The organism is Paracoccus sp. J55, assembly GCF_000513975.1.
In the GTDB taxonomy this organism is placed as follows: Bacteria; Pseudomonadota; Alphaproteobacteria; order Rhodobacterales; family Rhodobacteraceae; genus Paracoccus.
On sequence record NZ_AZVA01000013.1, the window covers coordinates 1 to 20,345 of the forward strand.

General features: G+C 64.2%; 13 protein-coding genes. 6 read left to right on the top strand and 7 right to left on the bottom strand.

The annotated features are described in order from the left end of the window. Positions 1-288 precede the first annotated feature (288 nt). From PARJ55_RS0112860 to PARJ55_RS21990, 5 genes are all read right to left on the bottom strand, one after another. Positions 289-2,001 carry a recombinase family protein gene (locus tag PARJ55_RS0112860; RefSeq protein WP_028713427.1) on the bottom strand — a complete coding sequence of 571 codons (1,713 nt, stop codon included), beginning with the start codon at positions 1,999-2,001 and terminating at the stop codon, positions 289-291. Between the two features lie 761 nt (positions 2,002-2,762). Then, positions 2,763-3,680: a hypothetical protein gene (locus tag PARJ55_RS0112870; protein ID WP_028713429.1), complete on the bottom strand. Its 918-nt coding sequence runs from the start codon at positions 3,678-3,680 to the stop codon at positions 2,763-2,765. Between the two features lie 341 nt (positions 3,681-4,021). Further along, positions 4,022-6,295 (bottom strand): AAA family ATPase, encoded by a 2,274-nt coding sequence (locus tag PARJ55_RS0112875; protein ID WP_232215702.1) that lies wholly within the window; start codon positions 6,293-6,295, stop codon positions 4,022-4,024. 333 nt (positions 6,296-6,628) lie between these two features. Further along, on the bottom strand, positions 6,629-7,795 hold the full coding sequence (locus tag PARJ55_RS24315; RefSeq protein WP_084637844.1) for a GIY-YIG nuclease family protein: 1,167 nt from the start codon (positions 7,793-7,795) through the stop codon (positions 6,629-6,631). 159 nt (positions 7,796-7,954) lie between these two features. Next, entirely contained in the window at positions 7,955-8,491 is a 537-nt protein-coding gene (locus PARJ55_RS21990) for a hypothetical protein (RefSeq protein ID WP_051416257.1), read from the bottom strand. 997 nt (positions 8,492-9,488) lie between these two features. Here PARJ55_RS21990 and PARJ55_RS0112890 point away from each other — a divergent pair. Continuing rightward, positions 9,489-11,396 carry a DUF927 domain-containing protein gene (locus tag PARJ55_RS0112890; protein WP_232215703.1) on the top strand — a complete coding sequence of 636 codons (1,908 nt, stop codon included), beginning with the start codon at positions 9,489-9,491 and terminating at the stop codon, positions 11,394-11,396. A 900-nt stretch (positions 11,397-12,296) separates the two neighbouring features. On the opposite strand, the gene PARJ55_RS0112895 is transcribed toward PARJ55_RS0112890, so the two are convergent. Both PARJ55_RS0112895 and PARJ55_RS0112900 read right to left on the bottom strand, forming a co-directional pair. Beyond that, complete coding sequence (locus tag PARJ55_RS0112895; RefSeq protein WP_028713433.1) at positions 12,297-13,472, bottom strand: lipid-transfer protein; 1,176 nt, start codon at positions 13,470-13,472, stop codon at positions 12,297-12,299. A gap of 151 nt (positions 13,473-13,623) precedes the next feature. Continuing rightward, positions 13,624-14,598, bottom strand: coding sequence for an NADPH:quinone oxidoreductase family protein (locus PARJ55_RS0112900; RefSeq protein ID WP_028713434.1), 975 nt, complete (start codon positions 14,596-14,598; stop codon positions 13,624-13,626). A gap of 137 nt (positions 14,599-14,735) precedes the next feature. On the opposite strand from PARJ55_RS0112900, the gene PARJ55_RS0112905 reads away from it, so the two are divergent. The 5 genes from PARJ55_RS0112905 to PARJ55_RS21995 all read left to right on the top strand — a co-directional run bounded on the left by PARJ55_RS0112905 (position 14,736) and on the right by PARJ55_RS21995 (position 20,323). Then, a complete protein-coding gene (locus PARJ55_RS0112905; RefSeq protein ID WP_232215704.1) occupies positions 14,736-15,599 on the top strand; it encodes a MaoC/PaaZ C-terminal domain-containing protein in 864 nt (287 codons plus the stop codon). 95 nt (positions 15,600-15,694) lie between these two features. Next, complete coding sequence (locus PARJ55_RS0112910) at positions 15,695-16,531, top strand: ferredoxin--NADP reductase (RefSeq protein WP_028713436.1); 837 nt, start codon at positions 15,695-15,697, stop codon at positions 16,529-16,531. 297 nt (positions 16,532-16,828) lie between these two features. Next, positions 16,829-17,827, top strand: coding sequence for an acyl-CoA dehydrogenase family protein (locus PARJ55_RS0112915; protein ID WP_028713437.1), 999 nt, complete (start codon positions 16,829-16,831; stop codon positions 17,825-17,827). A gap of 11 nt (positions 17,828-17,838) precedes the next feature. After that, positions 17,839-19,014 (top strand): acyl-CoA dehydrogenase family protein, encoded by a 1,176-nt coding sequence (locus PARJ55_RS0112920; RefSeq protein WP_028713438.1) that lies wholly within the window; start codon positions 17,839-17,841, stop codon positions 19,012-19,014. A 43-nt stretch (positions 19,015-19,057) separates the two neighbouring features. Then, positions 19,058-20,323 carry a MaoC family dehydratase N-terminal domain-containing protein gene (locus PARJ55_RS21995; protein ID WP_051416258.1) on the top strand — a complete coding sequence of 422 codons (1,266 nt, stop codon included), beginning with the start codon at positions 19,058-19,060 and terminating at the stop codon, positions 20,321-20,323. Positions 20,324-20,345 lie beyond the last annotated feature (22 nt).

Here is a 20,345-nt window from a genome sequence, read left to right on the forward strand (position 1 = left end):
CTGACCTCGGCCGTCCGTCGGTAGCCCGGTGGCACCGAGAAGGTCATCATCTTCGCAACCGTGTCACGCGAGATGTTGAACACCCGCGCCGCTTCCCGCTGGCTCATGCCTTCCGCGCAAGCCTGGCGAACTCTCAGATATAGGTCCACGCTGTAAATCCTCACGCCCTCCCTGCCGCCGCAGAAAGGGAATAGGTGGACGACTTTTACGCCGCCCGCAGCAGCACCAAGCCACCGCTACCGTGGACGAATTTCTCACCGCCGTTCTCACAATATCAATAACATAGCCTCATAACCTGAAGGCCGCAGGTTCAAATCCTGCCCCCGCAACCATCGTTTCCGACTCGACCGATTTACCAGCCCTCGCCAATCGCGGGGGCTTTGTCGTATCCGCCTCCGAAAGCGCCAGGATGCCCGCCAGTTCGCCCAAGAGTTCGATCTCGTGTCCGCCGGGCGCGGAGGTCTCCGGCACCATCCGGATCTCGGCGATCAGGCTGCGCAGGATCTCTGTCGCCTCCAGCTTCATCCCCGGTTCCTGAAGCGCTTTCGACAGGTTCGTGATCTTTTCCCGATAGAGGTCCGACAGGCGGGGGTGCAGCCGCAGGGCAGGGGGCTCCGGCGTATCTTCGAGGAAGGCTGTGAGCTGGGTCCTCCGGCTTTCCAGATCCGCCATCTTCGTCTTCATCGACGGGTGATACATGCCGTCCTCGATGGCGGCGAGGATGCCGGCGGTCTTCTTCCCGATCTGCTTCAACTCGCGCCTGGCATTATCCCGCTCGGTGCTGCGGTCGCCCGCGGCCGCGTTGAACGCCTTGCGGTATTCCTCGACGAAGGCGGCGATCAGGTCCGGGTGCAGGAGCTTGTCGCGCAGCCCGTCGAGCACCCGGGCTTCGACCTCTTCGCGCAGGATCGTCGCGCGGTTGCTGCAGATGCTGTTGCCCTTGTTGCGTGCCGCCGCGCAGCCGTAGCGGGTCTTGTTGATCAGCGTATAGCTCGCCCCGCAGCAACCGCATTTGACGAGGCCAGAGAACAGGTAGTCCGGACGGCGGGCGCGTTCGGGCCGGGGCCGGGCAGACTGGACGCCCGCCGGGTTCATATCGGTGCGGATCGCGCCTTGCCGCTCCTTGGTCGCATGCCAGAGGTCATCGGGAATGATCCGCAGGTCCGGCACCTCCTCGATGATCCATTCCTCGGGCGGGTTCGGCCGGGCCTGACGCTTCTGCGTCACCGGATCCTTGACGAAGCGCTGCCGGTTCCAGACGAGGCGGCCGATATAGAGTTCGTTGTTCAGGATCCCGGTGCCGCGCTTCCAGTTGCCGGAGATGGTCGACGGCCCCCAGGTGCCCGCGCCCTTGCCGCTGTCGGGCGAGGCGATGCCTTCGTCGTTCAGCGCCGCCGCGATGGCGCGGGCGGAACGTCCCGAGGCGTATTCGGTGAAGATGCGGGTGACGATCGCGGCCTCATCCGGGTCGATCATCCGTTCGCCGGTGGTGAGCGTGCCATCCGGGCGCAATTCGCGCCGGGCGCTGTAGCCATAGCTGATGCCGCCGGCACTCTTGCCGTCGCGCACCCGGCCTTCGAGGCCGCGATGGGTCTTCTGGGCCAGGTCCTTGAGGTAGAGCGCCGACATCGTGCCCTTCAGCCCGATATGCAGTTCGGAAATCTCGCCTTCGGCCACGGTGATCAGCGGAATGCCGAGAAAGCTGACCTGTTTGTAGAAGGCGGCGATATGTTCCTGGTCGCGACTGATCCGGTCGAGGCTTTCGGCGACGATGACGTCGATCCGGCCGCGCCGGGCGTCGTCCTGCAACTTCTGGTAACCGGGGCGCAGAGCCGATGCGCCGGAGATGGCGGCATCGGTATAGACTTCGGCAATGGTCCAGTCCTTCTGCGCGACCAGGCGTCGGCAGATGCGGATCTGGTCCTCAAGCGAGGCTTCGCGCTGATTGTCCGAAGAATAGCGGGCATAGATCGCGGCGCGTAGTGCGGGGGATTGGATCATGCGTTACTCCTTCGGGCGATGCGCTGCCTTCTGCGCGGCGATGTCGGCCAGGGCGGCGTGGCGCGCCAGCACCCGGACAAGGCGAATGAGGTCAGGGTGCGGCGGTTCGCGATTCTCGGCAAGGGGGCTGGAGGCCGGAGTGGCCGAAGCGGAGGCCGCCGTCCGCGCGGCGCCTTCCCTGTCAGCAATGTCTCTCCGGTCTCGTGCCATCGGCCGAGCTGCTCCTTGCGCCGTGGGACATGGCCCGTCGGCGTTCGCTGATGATGATCCTGTGCGGGAACGGCCCCGCTGCTGTTGGGATGATCATAGGGCATGGGAACGTCTCTCTAAGCTGAAAACAGGGTTCTCGGGTTTCGTGAATGTGGATAACCAACTGAAAATACAGAAATCTCACTCTCAAGAGGGGTGAGCCGGAGAAGAAGGTGACAGACTGAGGTGCGCGACGGTCGTATCCCGATCAGTCGAAGGGCTGGCCCTCGCTCTCAACAGGCATCGGGCGCGAATTATCCGGATTTTACAGGACGGGATGCGTGACCTGGTTTGGCTCTGCCTCGTGATCTCATGGAAGCTAGGGGACGGGCCATTGGGGGAGTGCGCTGTTGTCGTTCCGGATTTCCGTCCTGCGATCACTGCGAACGCGGATCAGCCGGGGCGTCGGGGCCTGTCCTGCGCACTCTCTGAAATGGTTGCACTTCCGCGCAACGACGCAGTGGTGTGATGGTCCTTGACGCCTGTGATCGGGCTTGCGGATCGCCGAGTCCTCACCCGGAAAACTCCGGCCGGTCCGGGTATAGGCGGGTGACGACGGCCCTGCGCATGCGGATGGCGAGGCTGTCGTGGAAGATCTCCATCGCCCGTTGCCGCTCAGGCAAGGAGAGCCAGCCATCCGCAAGGCGCCAGTTCGAAAAGAACAGCCAGTCCAGATCATGGATGCGGAGGAAGATCAGGCCCTGACGCACGGAGTCGCGGGTGAGCGGCAGGCAGATCACCCGGTTGGCGCCGTGTTCCGCGCGCAGCCCCTCCTGATGGGCCTCGCGCCGGATCAGCCCCTCTGTGACATCGGCCTCGGTGACGGTGACCAGCCGGATGATATCCGCGCGGATGTCGTCGGGCATTTTGTTGACGGCCCGTTCCAGCGCTTGCTGGAAGCGCGGATCGGCGGCGATGTCGAGACGCCATTCCGGCGGCTCCTCGCGCCAGAGCACCGGTTCCGCGGCTGCGGCCCATTGGCTGGATTCGACCAAACCAAGCGCGCAGAGGACCGAAAGCGCCTGCGGGGCGGCCCAGGCTGGGCCAAGCCCGTGTGCGGCCGTGATGTTCGGCTGCGGCATGACCTCGCCCTCGCGCCGGCCCCACCATGCGGCAGTCTCGGGGGATTCGTGTCCGTTGGGCAGCCGGTAGGAGAGCAGCCCGCGTTGATGGGCGAGGCTGAGCACGGTGACGCAGATATCGTCCCATCTGGGCAGGACCTCTGGCAGTCGGGGGTGGGCCAGTGGCCGGGCTCCGCGCCCGGTCTCCTCCGCCTGCCCGAGGGCGATCAGCGCCTCACAGCCGAACTGGTAAGCGGTCGTGAACATATGGTCCCATTCCTCGCCCTTGCGATCAAGGACAGGCAGGTTGGATCCGATGAAGCGGATCACCGGAGGGATCCAGACCGCTGGATCTGGATGGTGGATCATTGCTGGTTTCCTCGTCTGGGGGAACATCATGAAGGCCGGAGATTTGGGTCTGGCGCGCCGTATCTCTTTCTCCTTTTTTAGCTGGTTGCGCTGTGGGCCGAATTACCCGAGGCTTTCCTGGGTCTTTTTGTTTTTGATTTTTGGTTCTCTGCTCTCTTTCGTTTTTATTCCCTGGGCATGGAGTGGGCGGCGGGCACGCCCGGCGCAGGGAGTGCCGTTTTTTGTTTTGAGGGTTTTATTGGCGGCTCTGCCGCTTTCTATTGTTTTTGTCTTTTTGTTTGTGGGAGCACAATTCGATGAGGCGACGCAGTTCGTCTCGGGCGGGCGTCATCCCTGCGCTGTTACTCTGGTTGCTGTGCGGGGCACTCATTGTAGTCTTCATCCGGCGCAGCATTGCGCACCCGCGCGAGCCAGACCTCCGCTTCGGCGCGGTCCATGTCGCGCGATGCCGCCAGCGCCTCTGCCATCTCTTCGAGCAGGTTGCGGTGGGTGCTGAGGATCTGGGCGGCGCGCTTCTCGGCAGCCTCCAACTCGCGGCGGACACGAAACAGCACGTCAGGGTCCAGGGCGAGCAAGGTCTCGGGATCTGCGGTCCAGACCGGGCCCTGGGCACCCAGCCCATAGCGCGTCTGGATTCCCGAGGCGATGGCGGTGGCCATTGCCAGATCGGATTCGGGTCCGCCGCCGGCACCGGCCGATACGTCACCCAGCACCAAACGCTCGGCCGCGCGACCGGCGAGCAGTTGCACCATGCGGTCCTGCATGTCACAGAGGAGGCCGTGTTTGGCGGTGGTGTCGAACACTGTCCCTCCGCCGCCGTCACGGTTCAGGTAAACCCGCCGCACGGGGCCGAGATCCAGCGCCGCACAGACGATGGCATGGCCGCATTCGTGCAGGGCAACGCGGCGATCAATGGCCGGGTCATGGATGACGCGGAAAACATGCTGGAGATCCGAAACGGTCATGTCCCGCTTTTGCCCCCGCGCCATCGCGCGCGTCTGCCGGATCGCGGCGTCGATCTCTGCGGCGGAACAGCCGACGGCGCGTTGCGCGAGATCGCGCAGATCGGCCTCCCGCCAGTCCGGCAGGCAGTGGCGCAGCACGCCGAAGAGAGTATCGGCATCCGGCAGCGGCAGGGCGACCTTCATGTCGAACCGTCCGGCGCGCAGCACCGCCGGATCGATCATGTCCGGATGGTTGCAGGTGCCGACGACGATGACACCTTCTTCCCGGGCGATGCTGTCCATCTCTGCGAGGAAGGCATTGATGACCTGGGTGCGGTAGGACCGGCTATGCTGTTCGCGATCCTCGCGCGATCCGACGGCATCGATCTCGTCGATGATCAGCACGGTCGGCGCTTTCGACCGGGCCTCGGCAAAGCTCTTGCGCATCTCGCGCAGCATGTCGCCGAGATGGCCTGCGGCCTGCCATTCACCGAAGGTGCCGCTGACGACCGAAAAGCCCGCACTGTTGCCCATGGCCCGGGCGATCCAGCTCTTGCCGGTGCCGGGCGGGCCATAAAGCAGCAGCGTGCGGGTCAGGTCGGCCCAGCCGATCTCGCCTTTCTTCCACATACGCAGGTCGCGCACGATCTGTCGCGCGGCGCGGAGCGCAGGCGTATCGCCGTGAATGTCCTCGAGCCAGGGACCGTCGGCCGCAGATCGTTGCGGGCCAGTGGTCATGGCCGTGATCTGTTCGGCCACCGCCTTCGCCACCGGCGCCCGCATCGCCAGGGTCAGCGCGAGCGCGTCCAGTTCGGCGAGCGTTGCGTCATTGGGCAGCGCAGCGCGGACCGCCGCCTCGTCGATGCGGCCAGTGGCGCTGTGTGTCGCACGAAGCGCCATGATCAGGATCTCGCTATCGAGGGGCGCGAACGCTTTCCGAGAGACAAGCGGATTGGCAAGGACCGTGGGTGCAGTGGCAGCAGCGGCCATCGGCAGCAGCACCAGGAGCGGGGCCTGGCGATCGATCGCCACGACAAGGTCGCGCTCGAAAGCGGTCTGTGCATAGCGTGAGATCTTGCCGTCTGAGACGTCTGGGTTGAGCGTGATCAGACAGTCCTGGCTCTGGGTGCCATATTTGAGCGAGGTTGCCACCGACCAATTGGCCGGAAGGATATGGGTCAGCAACTTCTTCAACTGGTCGAGCATGTCGTCGGGAACGCCGGTGATGACGGTGATCGCGCCAGGTGCCAACATCGCGTCGCGGTCCCGGACGGCGTCGATCGTCGCCACGAGGCGGAGAAGCGGGATGAGTTTACTGGCGGGCAGGCGGATGCGCGGCTGCGATGACCCATTGCTTGCGGTGGCGGTGGGATCGCCGCCGGCGTCCGCGATCGCGTCGAACTCTTCGGGCGAAACATTTTGCGCGGATGAGCCGGAGTTCAGCGCATCGATCGCCGAGGAGCCCGGTGCCTGCATCGCGGCCTCCAGGAGTTCGGGCAGATCCATGTCCTCCGGATCGAGCGCCGGATCCCACGCGGGGGTCAGCTTTTGTGCGAGATCAGCCTGCAGGCGATGGATGGCATGACGCGCGAGGGGAGCCCAGGGTGCGGGATGACGGGTTCCGGATTCGGAGTTCGGATTGCTGGACGGGATGGAGATTGTCTGGGTCATGGCAGGACTCCGGGTATGAAGAGGGTGAGCCGTCCGGCATTCCGGATGGCGACAGGGTCGGTTGCAGAGGGGCGCGGTCCCGCAGGGGGCGGAATGCGGTGGCGGTGTCGGGCCGAGCGCGCACGGAGATCCGGAAGCCTTCCGGCTTCAGGAGCGGCTGGCCTGGTCGGATCCGGACTCCGGGATAGAAACCACCAGAAAACTCGGTATTGCTTCGGCGCCGCGTGGCTTCCGGATGACAAGGAGGCGGGCTACTGCCTCCTTGCCGCAGGAGGCATCCGGATCAGAGACATGGTCTCCTCGTGTGATCCGGAACGCCCCGACCCGACCGCGTTACCCGGTCAGTCCCCAATGGCGGCGCAGGATCGGATGGCGATCACGCGGAACGGTAGCGGGGCGGGGTTTGCGGTGCGATTGGGATGCCGGAGTCGGGGTGGCCGATGCGCCGGGTGGGGGCGTTTCCGGGGCACCGAGCGGGGCTTCCGGATTGTTGCCTGCCGCAGCTTTGGGTGGCGCGGACAGAGTATCAGGTCTCCGTGTGCGGTCCGCATCGATGATCTCTGCCTCGATCCGGTCGAGGGTCGCCTGGAGCATGAAAAGCGACTCAGGCCGGTAGATCTCGCTGACCACGTTCATCAGATCACTGAATTCCCGGTGAGGGACGAGGGCTTCCGGATAGAGACGACGCAGCTCCGCATGGGCGGCCTTCTCCATCGCGCAGGCAGCGTGGCCGGTGGGCATGGCCACGACCCGGAGAACCTCGACTTGAGCATCTTTGGGAAGTCCCAACTGGTGTTTGTGTCTTTTTACGGGATGAGACGAGTATCCAACTTTGAGATAGTGCCTTCCGGTTCCGGAATGACGGATGTCGAGCAGGTAGATATAGCTCGGCTTGGCGGTCCAGCTCTGGCCGCAGCCGGCGCAGTCGCACTGGCCCCAGCGCATATTGGCCACCGCGATGCGTTGGGTGTGCCCGCAGCTGTGGCGATAGAGGCGGTAGCTCGGATTGCCGGTCGGATCGCGGCTGAGGCGCGCCCAGCCGAACCGCAGTGCCTCCTCTCCTTCGCGATGGACGAGACAGGTCTCGCAGCGTGCCGAAACTGCGCCGGATGCGACACGCTCAACGAAGGTGAACTGGCGCCGCGCAGTATGGTCGCAGGGCAGGAGATAGCGGCCGTAATGGCGGTGATCCGGGTCCCGACCGAGCCAGGTCAGACCAGCGACGAGGGCAGTCTCGCGCCAACGGGTCTCCATGCAGTGTGGGCACAGCGGCTGCGCATTCATCACAACGGAGTGCCGCGTCACATGGACCCAGCCGCAGGTCTGGCAGCGCAGCGCGACATGCAGACGGTCGCGGACGCGGGCGATCAGATCGAAGCCTTTGGCGCGGGCGGCCTCAGCCCAATGGGCATGCAGTTCGCCATGATGAATGACGAGCGGCAGGTCAGTGGCAGAGAGCGGGGCGAGGGTATCGTGCGAGGAACAGGTGGTCTTGGACATAGGAAGTCCTCCCGAAAAAAGCAGGATGATGGGAAGCCACGGGCCGAGGAGAGGCACGCAGGGCGTGCGACCAGAAGCCTGTGGCGGAGGAAATGGGGTTGGACTCAGCGACCTGACTGCAGCTGATCGCAGGGACAGGCCGTCAGATAGGCGAAGTGATCAGGCCGCAGGGACCAGCATGGTCGCGGGTTCGCCCGGCTCGATCACAACATAGTCCGCCTCAACCATCCCCGTGAAATCCGGGAGGCGCGCAAGGGCGTTCAGATGCTGCTGGAAGGCCGCAACCATCAGGTCCACGCGCCGTGCAACGGGGCCATCACTGGTGCAGCGGAAGACATCAGGAAAACGTTCGGGCAGGACAATAATATCCCGGACTTGCTCCGGGCTGTCACTCTCGATCAGCATCTGTGCCAGGTCTGCACAGCGCCGGAGCGGCAGATCCTCGCGGCGCCGGATAGGCGCTACGCGCAGAGCGGTGATCCCGTCGAGCACGCGGGTCCGGGCCCGTTCGGCATCGCGGATCCACGCGTCGCAGGCCGGATCCCAGCTGTCGCAATGCTCAAGGTCGCGTTCCGCCTCGATGTAGGCCGAAAGATCGCGCAGCACGGCGCCAAACTGGATGGTGACGGGCGTCGGGCAAAACGACGGTGCTGCTTCCGAATGGCGCGGCGAAATGATAGACGTGTGAATAGCCATGATGGTCTCCTCAACCGAGATCAGTGTGGTGAGGTCCCCCGTCGATGTTACCGCATCGGCGGGGACCGCTTGCGTTGTGTAGTAAATATATATACACTCTTCTATGGAATGTAAAGAGGTTATCTACACAAAATGAGAGAAAATAAGACTGCGCAGGTAAATCTCAGAATAACGCCTACTTTAAAGGCTGCGGCAGATCAGGCGGCCGCAGCAGATCAGAGATCTCTCACGTCATTGATTGAAAAGCTTCTGACAGACTACCTGCGGGAGCGAGGTTACCTAGACAACTGATCCGGCCGGGCGATACGTGATTACCAAAACCCGAAGCGGATCCTCAATGGTATCGATAGGATACGCTTTGAACGCGGATCGCAGGATCCGTTCTCTTCCGGTGGTCTGACCAGTTCAACGTGATTTACGCCCAGCACCTGGGCGAACTCATAGAGCGTGATCACGGTTGGGTTTCGATGTCCGCGCTCATTCCCACGGTTGTCTTGCTGACCCGAGTGTATGATTTCTCGACGGCGTTGCTTTGAGTGGTTGGGCCTGCTTATAGGCAGGAAGCATACCGAATACATATACCTTTGGCTGCTCTGGAGGCCTGAGAGAGACAGGCTTTTCCATCTCCTCGCTCAGCTTCGGCAATGCCTTGCTGTGCAACTGGGATCGTCGCCTGACGCTGACTCAAGGCATCTCTTTGTCCTGGTCCGTTGGACCAGTTGGATCGTTGGACAGTCGGGCTGCTGCCGAGGCCTTCAACCCGCACGGCCTAGCAGTGCTCAGCCCGGTCCAATGGTCCAACAGATCCAACGGACCGGTAGACGGCCAAGGGCGATTTCTCCGGATTTTCTGCAATTGCGGTGTATGCCGCTTCACCTCTCCTGTTGCATCCCCATGCCTTGCCCATGCGGGTTATCCCCAAAATTCGGGCATCTGGTGCCGTTGTCCACAATATCCCGTATCCCTGCCGCTGACTTGCATGCCGCCTCGGCACATCATGGTGGGGATAGCGCAGTCCCGCGCCTTGCACGGAAAAAAAGCGATGCCTGACAACAACATGATCGACGCAGAGAAGCACAGCGCTTTCCCCGAAACCCCGCCCGTTTCCGCGGAGGCCGGACAGGCCTTCCGGTCGGATGATGTCACTGATGAGACGGCCGAGGCCCGGCTGCCCGTTCCTCTTCATCATGACCCGGAAATCGCCGCCTTCCTGGCCGACATGCGCCAGGAGCTTCCGCCGTTCTGGACCCATCTTCCCCGCGAGCAGATGCTCGGCTACGGCGGCATCGACGACGAATGGGTGCCGATGTGCGGGCCGCTGCGTGTCGAGGCCCTGACGCGCGATGGCAGCGGCAGGAACTGGAGCCGCCGCATCCGCTTTCTCGATCGCGACGGGTGCTTGCGCCGGGAAACCATCCCCGAGGCCGATATTCTCGAGAAGCCGCGCAGCGTCTGTGCGCAGCTGATCTCGGCGGGACTTGCCATCGAGGGCAACCGGCATGACATCATCGACCTGATCCGCCGCTGGCCGGTGGAGGCCCGGATCCTGTCGGTTTCGCGTCCCGGCTGGATGGCAGGGACGGATGCGGAACCCGCCTATCTGTTGCCCGACGGCAGATTGCTCTCGGCGGATCCGCAGCCTGATGACCAGATCGAACTGGTCCATGCCCGCGCCGCGGCGCCACCCTCGGGTTCGCTGGAGGGATGGAAAGACACCGTCGGCCGTCTGGCCGCAGGCAATCCGGCGCTGATCTGCGCCATCTCGGCAGTCCTGGCCGGACCGCTTCTGAAACATGCCGGGATCGAGACGCTCGGCCTGAATTTCCACGCCCCGACCAGTTTTGGAAAGACCACCGCCCTGATCGCCGCGCAGAGCTGCATGGGTCCGCCCGACCTTGATCGCTGGAACGCCACCAATACGGCGCTGGAACTCTCTTGCCAGCTGGCCCATGACGGCGTCCTGATGCTCGACGAATTCCCGGCCCGACCCTCGCCCGCGATCATCGAGGCGCTCTACATGATCGGCAATGGCACGGGCCGGGGGCGCGGCAACCGCAGGCTGACACTCGAAGAGACGGCACGCTGGCAGACGGTGCTGCTCTCGACCTCGGAGCAACCGATCGAGCGGATCCTGGCTGCTGCCGGGATCCAGATGCCCGAAGGGATCGGCGTTCGCCTGATCGATATTCCCGCGCGGTCATGGGAATTCGGCCTCTTCAGGACGCTGCATGGACATGGCTCGGGCCACGCCTTCGCCGAGACGCTCCAGAATGCTGCCAGGGAGCATTATGGACATGTCCTGCCGGCGTTCGTGGACAGGATCATCGCGCAACATGGCCTGATGAAGGAGGTCCTGCGCCCGATGATCACGCGCCTGCGCACCCTGATGCTGGCGGCGATCGGGCTGCCCCCGAGTGCGAAAGAGGGCCCGGTGTTGCGCGTTCTGAACCGTCTGGCCCTGATCGCCGCGGCTGGCGAAATCGGCAGCCGGCTCGGCATCCTGCCCTGGCGGAAAGGCATGGCGACCGGCGCCCTCGTCGAGATCGCGGTGATCTGGCACAAAGCCCATGCGGCGCGTCCGCCCTCGACCGCCGAGGCCATGTCGGAACGCCTGGCCGGATATCTGCGCCACAACCGCCACCGTCTGTGCCCGGCCGGAGGCGAGCCGGATCCGGATGCGATCGGCTGGTGCGATGCGCGCTGGATCTATCTCGGCATCGAGGCCTTCCGGACGGAGATCGCCTCCGGCATGCCCGCCGGCCTGGCCGTGAAGCTTCTGGCCGATGCGGGTCTGCTGGTCCCCGGCGGTGAGCAGAGGTCGTTTCAGTATCGCCTGCCTCGCCATGTCGATCCGGACAGGGCGCGGGTCTATCGCCTCGACAGGCAGAGGATCGAGGGGGGATAGTCTCGCAGGCGCTGCACCCTGCCACGCGTCAGATGTTTATCGTGGCGGTTTCCGAGCCGCCCCAGGCAGGCTTTCCGGCATCATTCGGTATCGGAATAAAAGCCGTTTGTCTGCTCTCGGCGCCTCAGGCGGCAGGATCTCCGGTCATGCCCTGTCAATCCTTTCCCCTTCTTGGCGGGCCTCACGGGCGGAACGGCAGCATTTTACAAAGCTCGATAATAGGGGGTGAGGGGCGTTTCGCCATGTTATCGAGCAATACAAGCAGTTCGTGCCCCGGTCGGATCGCCGGGATGTGGTGTGGAAACCCAGGGAGGCCAGAGCGAGATCATCGACGACGACACGGACAGGGCCATCTTCGCCGATTCAGTCCTCCAGAGAGAAAAGCGCCGTCTGATCCCAACTCACGCCCTTAATGAAACCCGAGGTGCAAAGCCCTCAACCATGCGGGAGGGGAGCATAAAACGGGGTTGTTTACACAGCCTCCGCCCTTCACGCTTGCACCATCAGTGATTCCCATCCACCCTCCAAGCTTCACAGCCGCCAGTCGACGGGCACCACGCCGATCGCCGGGCTGTCCGGTTTGTGGCCGCTGGTCCCCGCGCAACCTTCTGCAGGATCAGCTTGTCCAGCGTCAGATCGGCAGCCGCCATTGCGCAGCCGCTCGTTATTGACCTCTTGGCCGGCCCAGGTGCCTATGCTGCTGCATTGAAGGAGACACGCGCGGCGGGATGAGTGCATTACCGCGGCCTTACCCCCGTTCCGGCCGAGGCCTCTGTGGCTTGGGTCGTCAGCGCTGTCTCACGCCAAGCCCGAAGGTCAGAACCCGGCCAGCGCCTCGCCATCCACGGCCACCGTCTGGCCGAGTATTTCAGCGCCCTGCTAGCGCCCCACCTGCCAGCCTTAGCTCTTATAGATCGTGACGAAGCCGGCCGAGCCCATGCCGATGTTGTGTTGCAGCGCGACCTTGGCGCCGGGAACCTGACGCTGCCCTGCCTCGCCACGCAGCTGCGTGACCAATTCGGTGCATTGCGCAAGTCCTGTGGCTCCCAGCGGATGACCTTTGGACATCAGCCCGCCCGACGGGTTCACGACGAATTTCCCGCCATAGGTGTTGTCCTTGTCAGCGATGAACTTCGTCGCACCGCCTTCGGGACACAGGCCGAGGGCCTCGTAGTTGAGCACTTCGTTTGGGGTGAAGCAGTCATGCAGCTCGACCACGTCGACATCCTCCGGGCCAATTCCTGCCTGCTCGTATGCCGACCGGGAGGCGCGCTGCGTGATCTTGCGGCCCACCACGTCGATGGCGCTGTCATAGGTGTCGCTGCGGTCCGAGCCGATGCCCTGTCCGGCGATCTCGATCGCGCGGGTCAGGCCCTTTTCCTTCTTGTACTTCTCACTGACCACGATGGCGGCGGCGGCGCCGCAGGTGGGCGGGCAGGCCATCAGCCGGGTCAGGTAGTCGCCCCAGATCACCGGAGACTCGAGCACCTCCTCGACCGTGATCGGCTTGACGAAAAGTGCCATCGGGTTGTTGCCGGCATGGGTGCGGGTCTTGACGGCAACCTCGGCAAAGATCCGGGCGTCCGCATCGTATTTCCTGATATATTCGGCGCCGGCGGCACCGAAGAAGCCGGGCGCGGCCATCGCGTCCTCGACGGGATAACCCAGCTCGTTGTCGCGCTTGATGAAGTGATCGACCGGGCTGGTGCGGAAGTCGTCGTTGAGCAGGGCGCCGGGCCGCATCTCCTCGAAGCCGAAAGCCAGGGCGACCTCGGCCATGCCCGAGGCGACGGCCTGCCTGGCCAAGGCCAGCGCCGATGAGCCGGTGGCGCAGGCGTTGCGCAGGTTATAGACCGGGATGCCGGTCATTCCGACTTCATAAAGCGCCCGCTGCCCGCAGGTGGTCGCACCATAGCAATAGCCGGCATAAGCCTGCTCGACGTCCTTGTAATCGACCTCGGCATCCTTGAGTGCGATGCGGATCGCCTCGGGCGCCATCACCGTATAGGATTCCTGCTGGCCGGGCTTGCTGAACTTCACCATGCCGACGCCGGCGACGTAGGTCTTGCGTGTCATGTCTTTCTCCTCGAGTGCTTGTTCTGGAATATGGGTATATCAATTCGGCGGGCGCAGGCGACCGCCTCCGGTCCTCTTCCGATCTGCCGAGGTCATTTCCCCAGCGCGCGCCGCGGTATGGCTATGGCGGGCGTCCTGTCCTGACGGGTGGTCACAGAGTCAGCACCACCTTTCCCAGTGCCTGTCGGCCCGCGACCAGCCCGAAGGCCGATTTCCAGTCCTCGATCGGGAACTCGCGGCAGACATGCGGGCAAATCCGACCGTCCCGCACAAGCTCCTGCAAGGCCGAGGTGGCCCTTGGCCTCCGGTCGAGAAAGCGGCGGAAATATTCGCCCGCCCGGACGCCCACCACCGAAAACGCCTTTATGAGCGTGAGGTTGGTCTTGATGCTGGTGATGCGGTTGCCGGTAAAGCCCACGACCAGCAGCCGGCCGTCGAAGGCGACGCAGCGCACGCTTTCGTCGAACACATCGCCGTTCACCGGGTCGAAGATCACATCCGCGCCCTTGCCGCCGGTGATTTCCAGCACCTTGTCGCGGAACCCCGAGCGGATGTTGATGACCTGATCGGGGGCATAGAGCCTGCGGATCTCGTCCAGCTTCTCGTCCGAGGTCGAGGTGGCGATGACCCGTGCGCCAAGCGCCTTGGCCAGGTCCACCGCTGCCAGTCCCATCCCGCCCGAGGCGCCGTGGACCAGAACCCAGTCGCCCGGTTGCATTCGGCCACGTTCGACCAACGCGACATAGGCGGTCAGGTAGGCCGCCCCGAAAGCGGCAGCCTGCGGAGCCGCAAGCTGCTCGGGCCAGGGATCAACCGTCGCCTCGGGCATCAGGGCACAGTCGCAGAAGGCGCCGATGCCGATCGCCGTGACCAGATCGCCGGGCGCGACGCGGGTCACGCCTTCGCCCACCGCGACCACCTCTCCGGCCAGGTCGCCGCCCAGGGTAAAGGGCAGGTCCGGCTTCATCTGATATTCGCCGCGGGCCATCAGCAGGTCGGGATAGTTGACGCTGGCGGCGCGCACGGCGATCAGCACCTTGCCCGGCCCCGGTGCAGGCTGCGGGATATCGCGCAGCTCGACCCCGCCCAGGTCTTCGCTCAGCCGCGTTACCTGCAATGCCCGCATGTGCCTTTCCCCTCCGTGCCGTTCCAGTGGCCTGTTCGGCGACTTGACCGTAATAGAATTAACTGTAATGTGATGTTCTGCGCGATGCAACGGGACAAATGCGGCCATACAAGCCGAAAGAGGAGGAGGAATTCAACTTGACAAGGATTGATCCCGCGCGCGTCCGCGCGCATCGGTCAGAGCCGGTGCTGCAGAGCTACGATCACAGGACCACCATCCTCTATGCGCTTGGCGTGGGTGCTGGGAGCGACCCCGAGGATCAGAATTTCGTTTATGAGAAGAACCTCCTGACGCTGCCGTCGCAATCGGTCATCATGGCCCGCGAACGCTTCTGGCTTCATGATCCCGAATATGGAATCGACGTGACCAAGCTGCTACATGGCGAGCAAAGCGTCCAGATCCACAAGCCGCTGCCTGCAGCGGGCACGATCCGCGGCCAGCTTACCGTCGAGGCGCTGCATGACAAGGGCGAGGGCCGTGGTGCGCTGCTGGTCATGAAGCGCGAGATCACCGATGCCGATTCCGGTGACGCTATTGCCACCGTGCGCATCACCTCGTTCCTGCGGGCCAATGGCGGCTTCGGTGGGCAGAACGACCCGGTGGCGGAGCCGCGGCCGATTCCCCAGCGCCCGGCAGAGATGGTCGTGACATCCGCAACCACCGCCGAGCAGGCGCTGCTCTACCGGCTTTGCGGAGATGACAATCCGATCCACGTCGATCACGAGGTGGCACGGAAGGCCGGGTTTCCCAACCCGATCCTGCACGGCCTTTGCACCTACGGGGTCGCCTGCCGCGCCGTGATCCGAGCGGTTTGCGGCAACGATCCCGCACGGATGAAGCGCTTCGACGTGCGCTTTTCGCGCCCGGTCTATCCTGGCGATCAGATTGTTACCGAAATCTGGACCGAGGAGGGCGGGAAGGCCGCGCATTTCCGCTGCTGGGTGCCAAAGCGGCAGGAAATGGTGCTGAACAACGGTTATGCCGAGATTTCCGCCAGCTGACCCGGTGGATGGTATTCAATGGCGCGGGTGCCGCAGGTGGAAAGACAGGGAAAGTTCCTTCTTCGGCAGATGCAAAAGTCTAGGGAAATTTGAACATGACACTGAATCCCTCCGTGGCCGATGCCGCCAAACCCGTCAAGACCCTTCCCGATGCCCAGACCGTGACCGCGGTCCGGCACTGGACCGACCGGCTGTTCTCGTTCCGCGTGACGCGGCCGGCCTCGCTGCGCTTCCGCTCGGGCGAATTCGTGATGATCGGCCTGCCCGGCGACAACGGCAAGCCGATCCTGCGGGCCTATTCCATCGCCTCGCCGGCCTGGGACGACGAGCTGGAATTCTATTCGATCAAGGTGCCGGACGGGCCGCTGACCTCGAAATTGCAGAACATCCGGGTCGGGGACGAGATCATCCTGCGCCCGAAGCCGGTGGGCACGCTGGTGCTGGACGCGCTGCTGCCGGGCAAGCGGCTGTGGTTCCTGGCCACCGGGACCGGCATCGCCCCCTTTGCCAGCCTGATGCGCGAGCCCGACAGCTATGAGCGGTTCGAGCAGGTCATCATGATGCACACCTGCCGCACCGCGGACGAGCTGGCCTATGGCCGCGAACTGGTCGAGAACCTGAAGCACGACCCGCTGCTGAGCGAGATCCATGGCGAGGATTTCGCCAACCGGCTGCTGTATTATCCGACCACGACCCGCGAGCCCTCGCCCTGGATGGGCCGGATCACGGACAACCTGACTTCGGGCAAGGTGTTCGCCGACCTGAACCTGCCGCCGATGGACCCGGCCAGCGACCGGGCGATGATCTGCGGCAGCCTCGACTTCAACACCGACGTCAAGGCGGTGCTGGAGGGCTTCGGCCTGCGCGAGGGCGCGAACAGCGAGCCGAAGGAGTTCGTGGTCGAGAAGGCGTTCGTCGGCGACGGCATCTGAGGCTGCCCGGGGGTTTCACACCCCCCGGACCCCCGCAGGATATTTGGACAAGAAAGAAAAATCAGCAGCCGGAGAAGCGCGGGGCCGATTCTGGCCACTGCGGGCGCATGGGGGATGGGCGGCGAGCGTTGCCCGGCAGCGGGCTGTCCTGAACCTTTCGGGCCGTTCCCATATCGAAGGAAGTTTTCAGCGCTTGCGCCCCGGGGCCGATACCCTTATTGAGTTATCTCAATAAGCCGGCCGTGTAACGAAAGGCGGGCACTGCCGCATTGCGAAGGAAGTTGAGCAAGGAAGAACATGGATCTGTTTCCCGATACTGACGAATCGCAGATCATCGATGCGGCGGCCGATTTCCTGCGTCAGGAATGGCCGAGTGAGCGTCTTCATGGCTTGATCGGCTTTGAATTTTCCTCGGACGGCCGGACGAGCTTTGCCGACCTGGGGTGGTTCGGCATCGCCCTGCCCGAGGATCAGGGCGGCGTCGGCATGACCGCTGTCGAGGAGGTGTTGTTCCACCGCGAGATGGGACGTTATCTGGGACCGTTCGGCGTGCTGGCGATCGGGCTCGCGGCGCGGGTTGCGGCCGCTGCCGGGCTGCCGGGCCTGCGCGACGAACTTATCGCCGGCCGCCATGCCGTCGCCCTCGCGGTTCCGGCTGGCTTTGACGCTCCGCAAGAGAAATGGCGGCTTTTCGAGTTCGTGGGGGCGGGCTTTGCCCTGCGGATCGAGCCCGAGGGGGCGGCCTTGCTGTCGCTCTCGGGGATCGAGACTGTTCCGGTTCCCTGCCTGGACAAGTCGGTGCCGATGGCGCTGGCCGATCTCCGCAATGCCGACGTGGTGGCCCAGATCTCCGGCCCCGACATCGCGCGCCGGGCCCGGCTTGGGGCCGCGGCACAGCTTTCGGGCATCGCCGACGCGGTGACGCAAAGGATCAACGAATACGCCAAGGTGCGCGAGACCTTCGGCCGCGCCATTGGCTCTTACCAGGCGGTGCGCCACGAGATCGCGAACATGGCCGTGCGTTCGGAAGTGGCGCGGGCGCAGCTTTACTATGCCGCGATCAGCGAGCGGGACGGCCGCGACGATGCCGCCCTTCAGATCGACGCGGCCAAGCTGCTGGCGAACGAGGCGGCGGTCGAGAATTGCGACTGGAACATCCAGCTGCACGGCGGGATCGCAACCACGGCCGAGCATGACGCACATTTCTTCTTCAAGCGGGCGCGGCTGATGGCGCTGCTGTTCGGGGGCGATCACCTGCTCAAGCAGCGCATCCGCGAAGCGCAGGTTGCGGAATAAAGGGGGCGAGGATGAACCTGGATTACTCGGACAGCGAAATCGCCTTCCGTGAGCGGGCACGCGCCTGGCTTGCCGAAAACGCCCCGCGTGAGAAGCGGCCGGCAGAGGGCTCGGCCGCCTCGGAATACGATCGCGCCTGGCAGCGCAAGCTGAAGGAGGGCGGTTTCGCCGGCATCAACTGGCCGGCGGAATACGGCGGCGCCGGCCTGTCGGGCATCGAGCAGCTGATCTGGTTCGAGGAGGTGGCAAGGGCCGACGCCCCCCATGCCGGGGACATGGGCATCGCCCTGAACCATGCCGGCCCGACGCTGATCGTGCGCGGCAGCGAGGAACAGAAGCAGTTCTATCTGCCCAAGATCCTGAATGCGGACACGCTGTGGTGCCAGGGCTTTTCCGAGCCGGGCGCGGGTTCCGACCTGGCTGCGATCAAGACCCGCGGCACCATCGACGGCGATCACCTGGTGGTGAACGGCCAGAAGATGTGGACCTCGAACGCCCATCACGCGACCTATCAGGAACTGCTGGTGCGAACCGACCCGGACAGCAAGCGGCACAAGGGCCTGACCTGGATCATCGCCGAGATGGACGCGCCCGGCATCACCATCCAGCCGATCCCGAACATGATGGGCGAACGCCACGTCAACATGATCTTCTATGACGACGTGCGCATCCCGCTGAAGAACGTGGTCGGCGGGCTGGGCAACGGCTGGTCCGTCGCCATGTCCACCCTGTCCTTCGAGCGGGGGACCTATTTCGTGACCGAGCAGATCAGCCTGGTCAAGAAAGTCGAAGCCCTGCGCCAACTTGCCGCCCGCGTCCGCACCGAGACCGGCGAACTGGCCATCGAGAACGGGGCCATCGCCGAGCGGCTCGGCCAGCTCAAGGCCAAGTGCCTGGCGCTGCGCGCCATCGCGCTGTCCACCATGAGCATCCTGGCCCGGCAGTCGCAACCCGGACCCGAGGGTTCGATCGTCAAGCTGTTCACCACCACCACCTACAAGGAGGTGGCGCAGCTGGCGGTCGATATCATCGGGCTGAATGCGCTGGATTATGGCAGCGACCGGACCACCAACCGCTGGACCTATGAACTCATGTGGGCCTCGATCCTGACGATTGCCGGCGGCAGTTCCGAGATCCAGCGGGAAATCATCGCCGACCGGCTGTTGGAGCTGCCCCGTGCCCGGTGACAGCAGACAGCCCCCAGCAACCCCAGTCCAAAGGAACACCAAGATGCGCGACGATGCCATGGACGAAAGCGGCCTCATCCTGGGGCGGATCACGGATACCGACATTGCCATGATGCGGGCGCGTATCGGCACGCCGAACCCGACCCTGCGCAAGGGCTACCTGACCACGCCCTGGAACACCGTCTGCAGCGCCGATGCGATCCGGCAGCTGGCCGAATGCACCGGCGACATGAATCCGCTCTACAACGACGAGGACCACGCCCGCGCCTCGCGCTGGGGCGCCCCCGTGGCGCAGCCCGGCTTCGAATGGTCCACCGGCTACGACCGCAACCCGATCGTCAGCGAGGACCTGTATCGCCGCACGCACAAAGCGCTGCGCGGCGTGCAGCTGTATCACTCGGGCGCGGAATATGTCTATTACGCGCCGATCACCGAGGGCACGCGGCTTTATAAGTCGGAAGTGCTCGCCAATGTCACCGAAAAGGAAAGCAGGTTCGCCAACCGTTCGGTACTGGTGGACAACGAAACCTGCTGGTGGGACGCCGAGGACCGCGTTCACGTGACCTCGAACCGCTGGTTCGTCCATGCCGAGCGCCGCAACCTGTCGGCCGAGGAAAAGGCCGAGAAGCGCGCCAAGCCCAAGGTCGAACTGGGCCATTACAACGACGACGCCATCGCCGAGATCGAGGCGGCCTATGATGCCGAATACATCCGCGGCACCGATACGCTGTATCTGGAAGACGTGACCATCGGGCAGGAACTGCCGCGCATGGTCAAGGGACCGCTGACCATCACCGACATGATCAACATCCATATGGGGGCGGGCTGGCTGACCTATGGCAACCCTCCCTATCGGCTGGCCTATGAGAACCGCAAGCGGCTGCGCGGCTTCTATTCGCGCAACGAAAGCAATTACTGGGATACCGTGCAGCGCGTGCACTGGGATCCCGAACTGGCGCGCAAGGTCGGTGTGCCGCATGTCTATGACATCGGGCCGATGCGGTTCTTCATGATCTGCCATTATGTCTCGAACTGGGCCGGCGACGACGCCTTCGTGCATCGCATCCGCTACGAACTGCGCAACTTCAACTACATGGGCGACGTGACCTGGCTGACCGCCCGGATCGCCGATGCCCGCGTGGACGACAAGCTGGGCCCGCTGGTCGAGCTGGAGATCACCGGCACCAACCAGCGCGGTGAAACCAACATCAACGCCAAGGCGACGATCCTGGTGGCCTCGCGGCAGACCGGCCTGGCGAAACTGCCCGAGCCGCCGGCCGTCACGCCGCACCGCCGGCTGGAAGCCTGATCCGACAGGAGGAGGGGAGAGA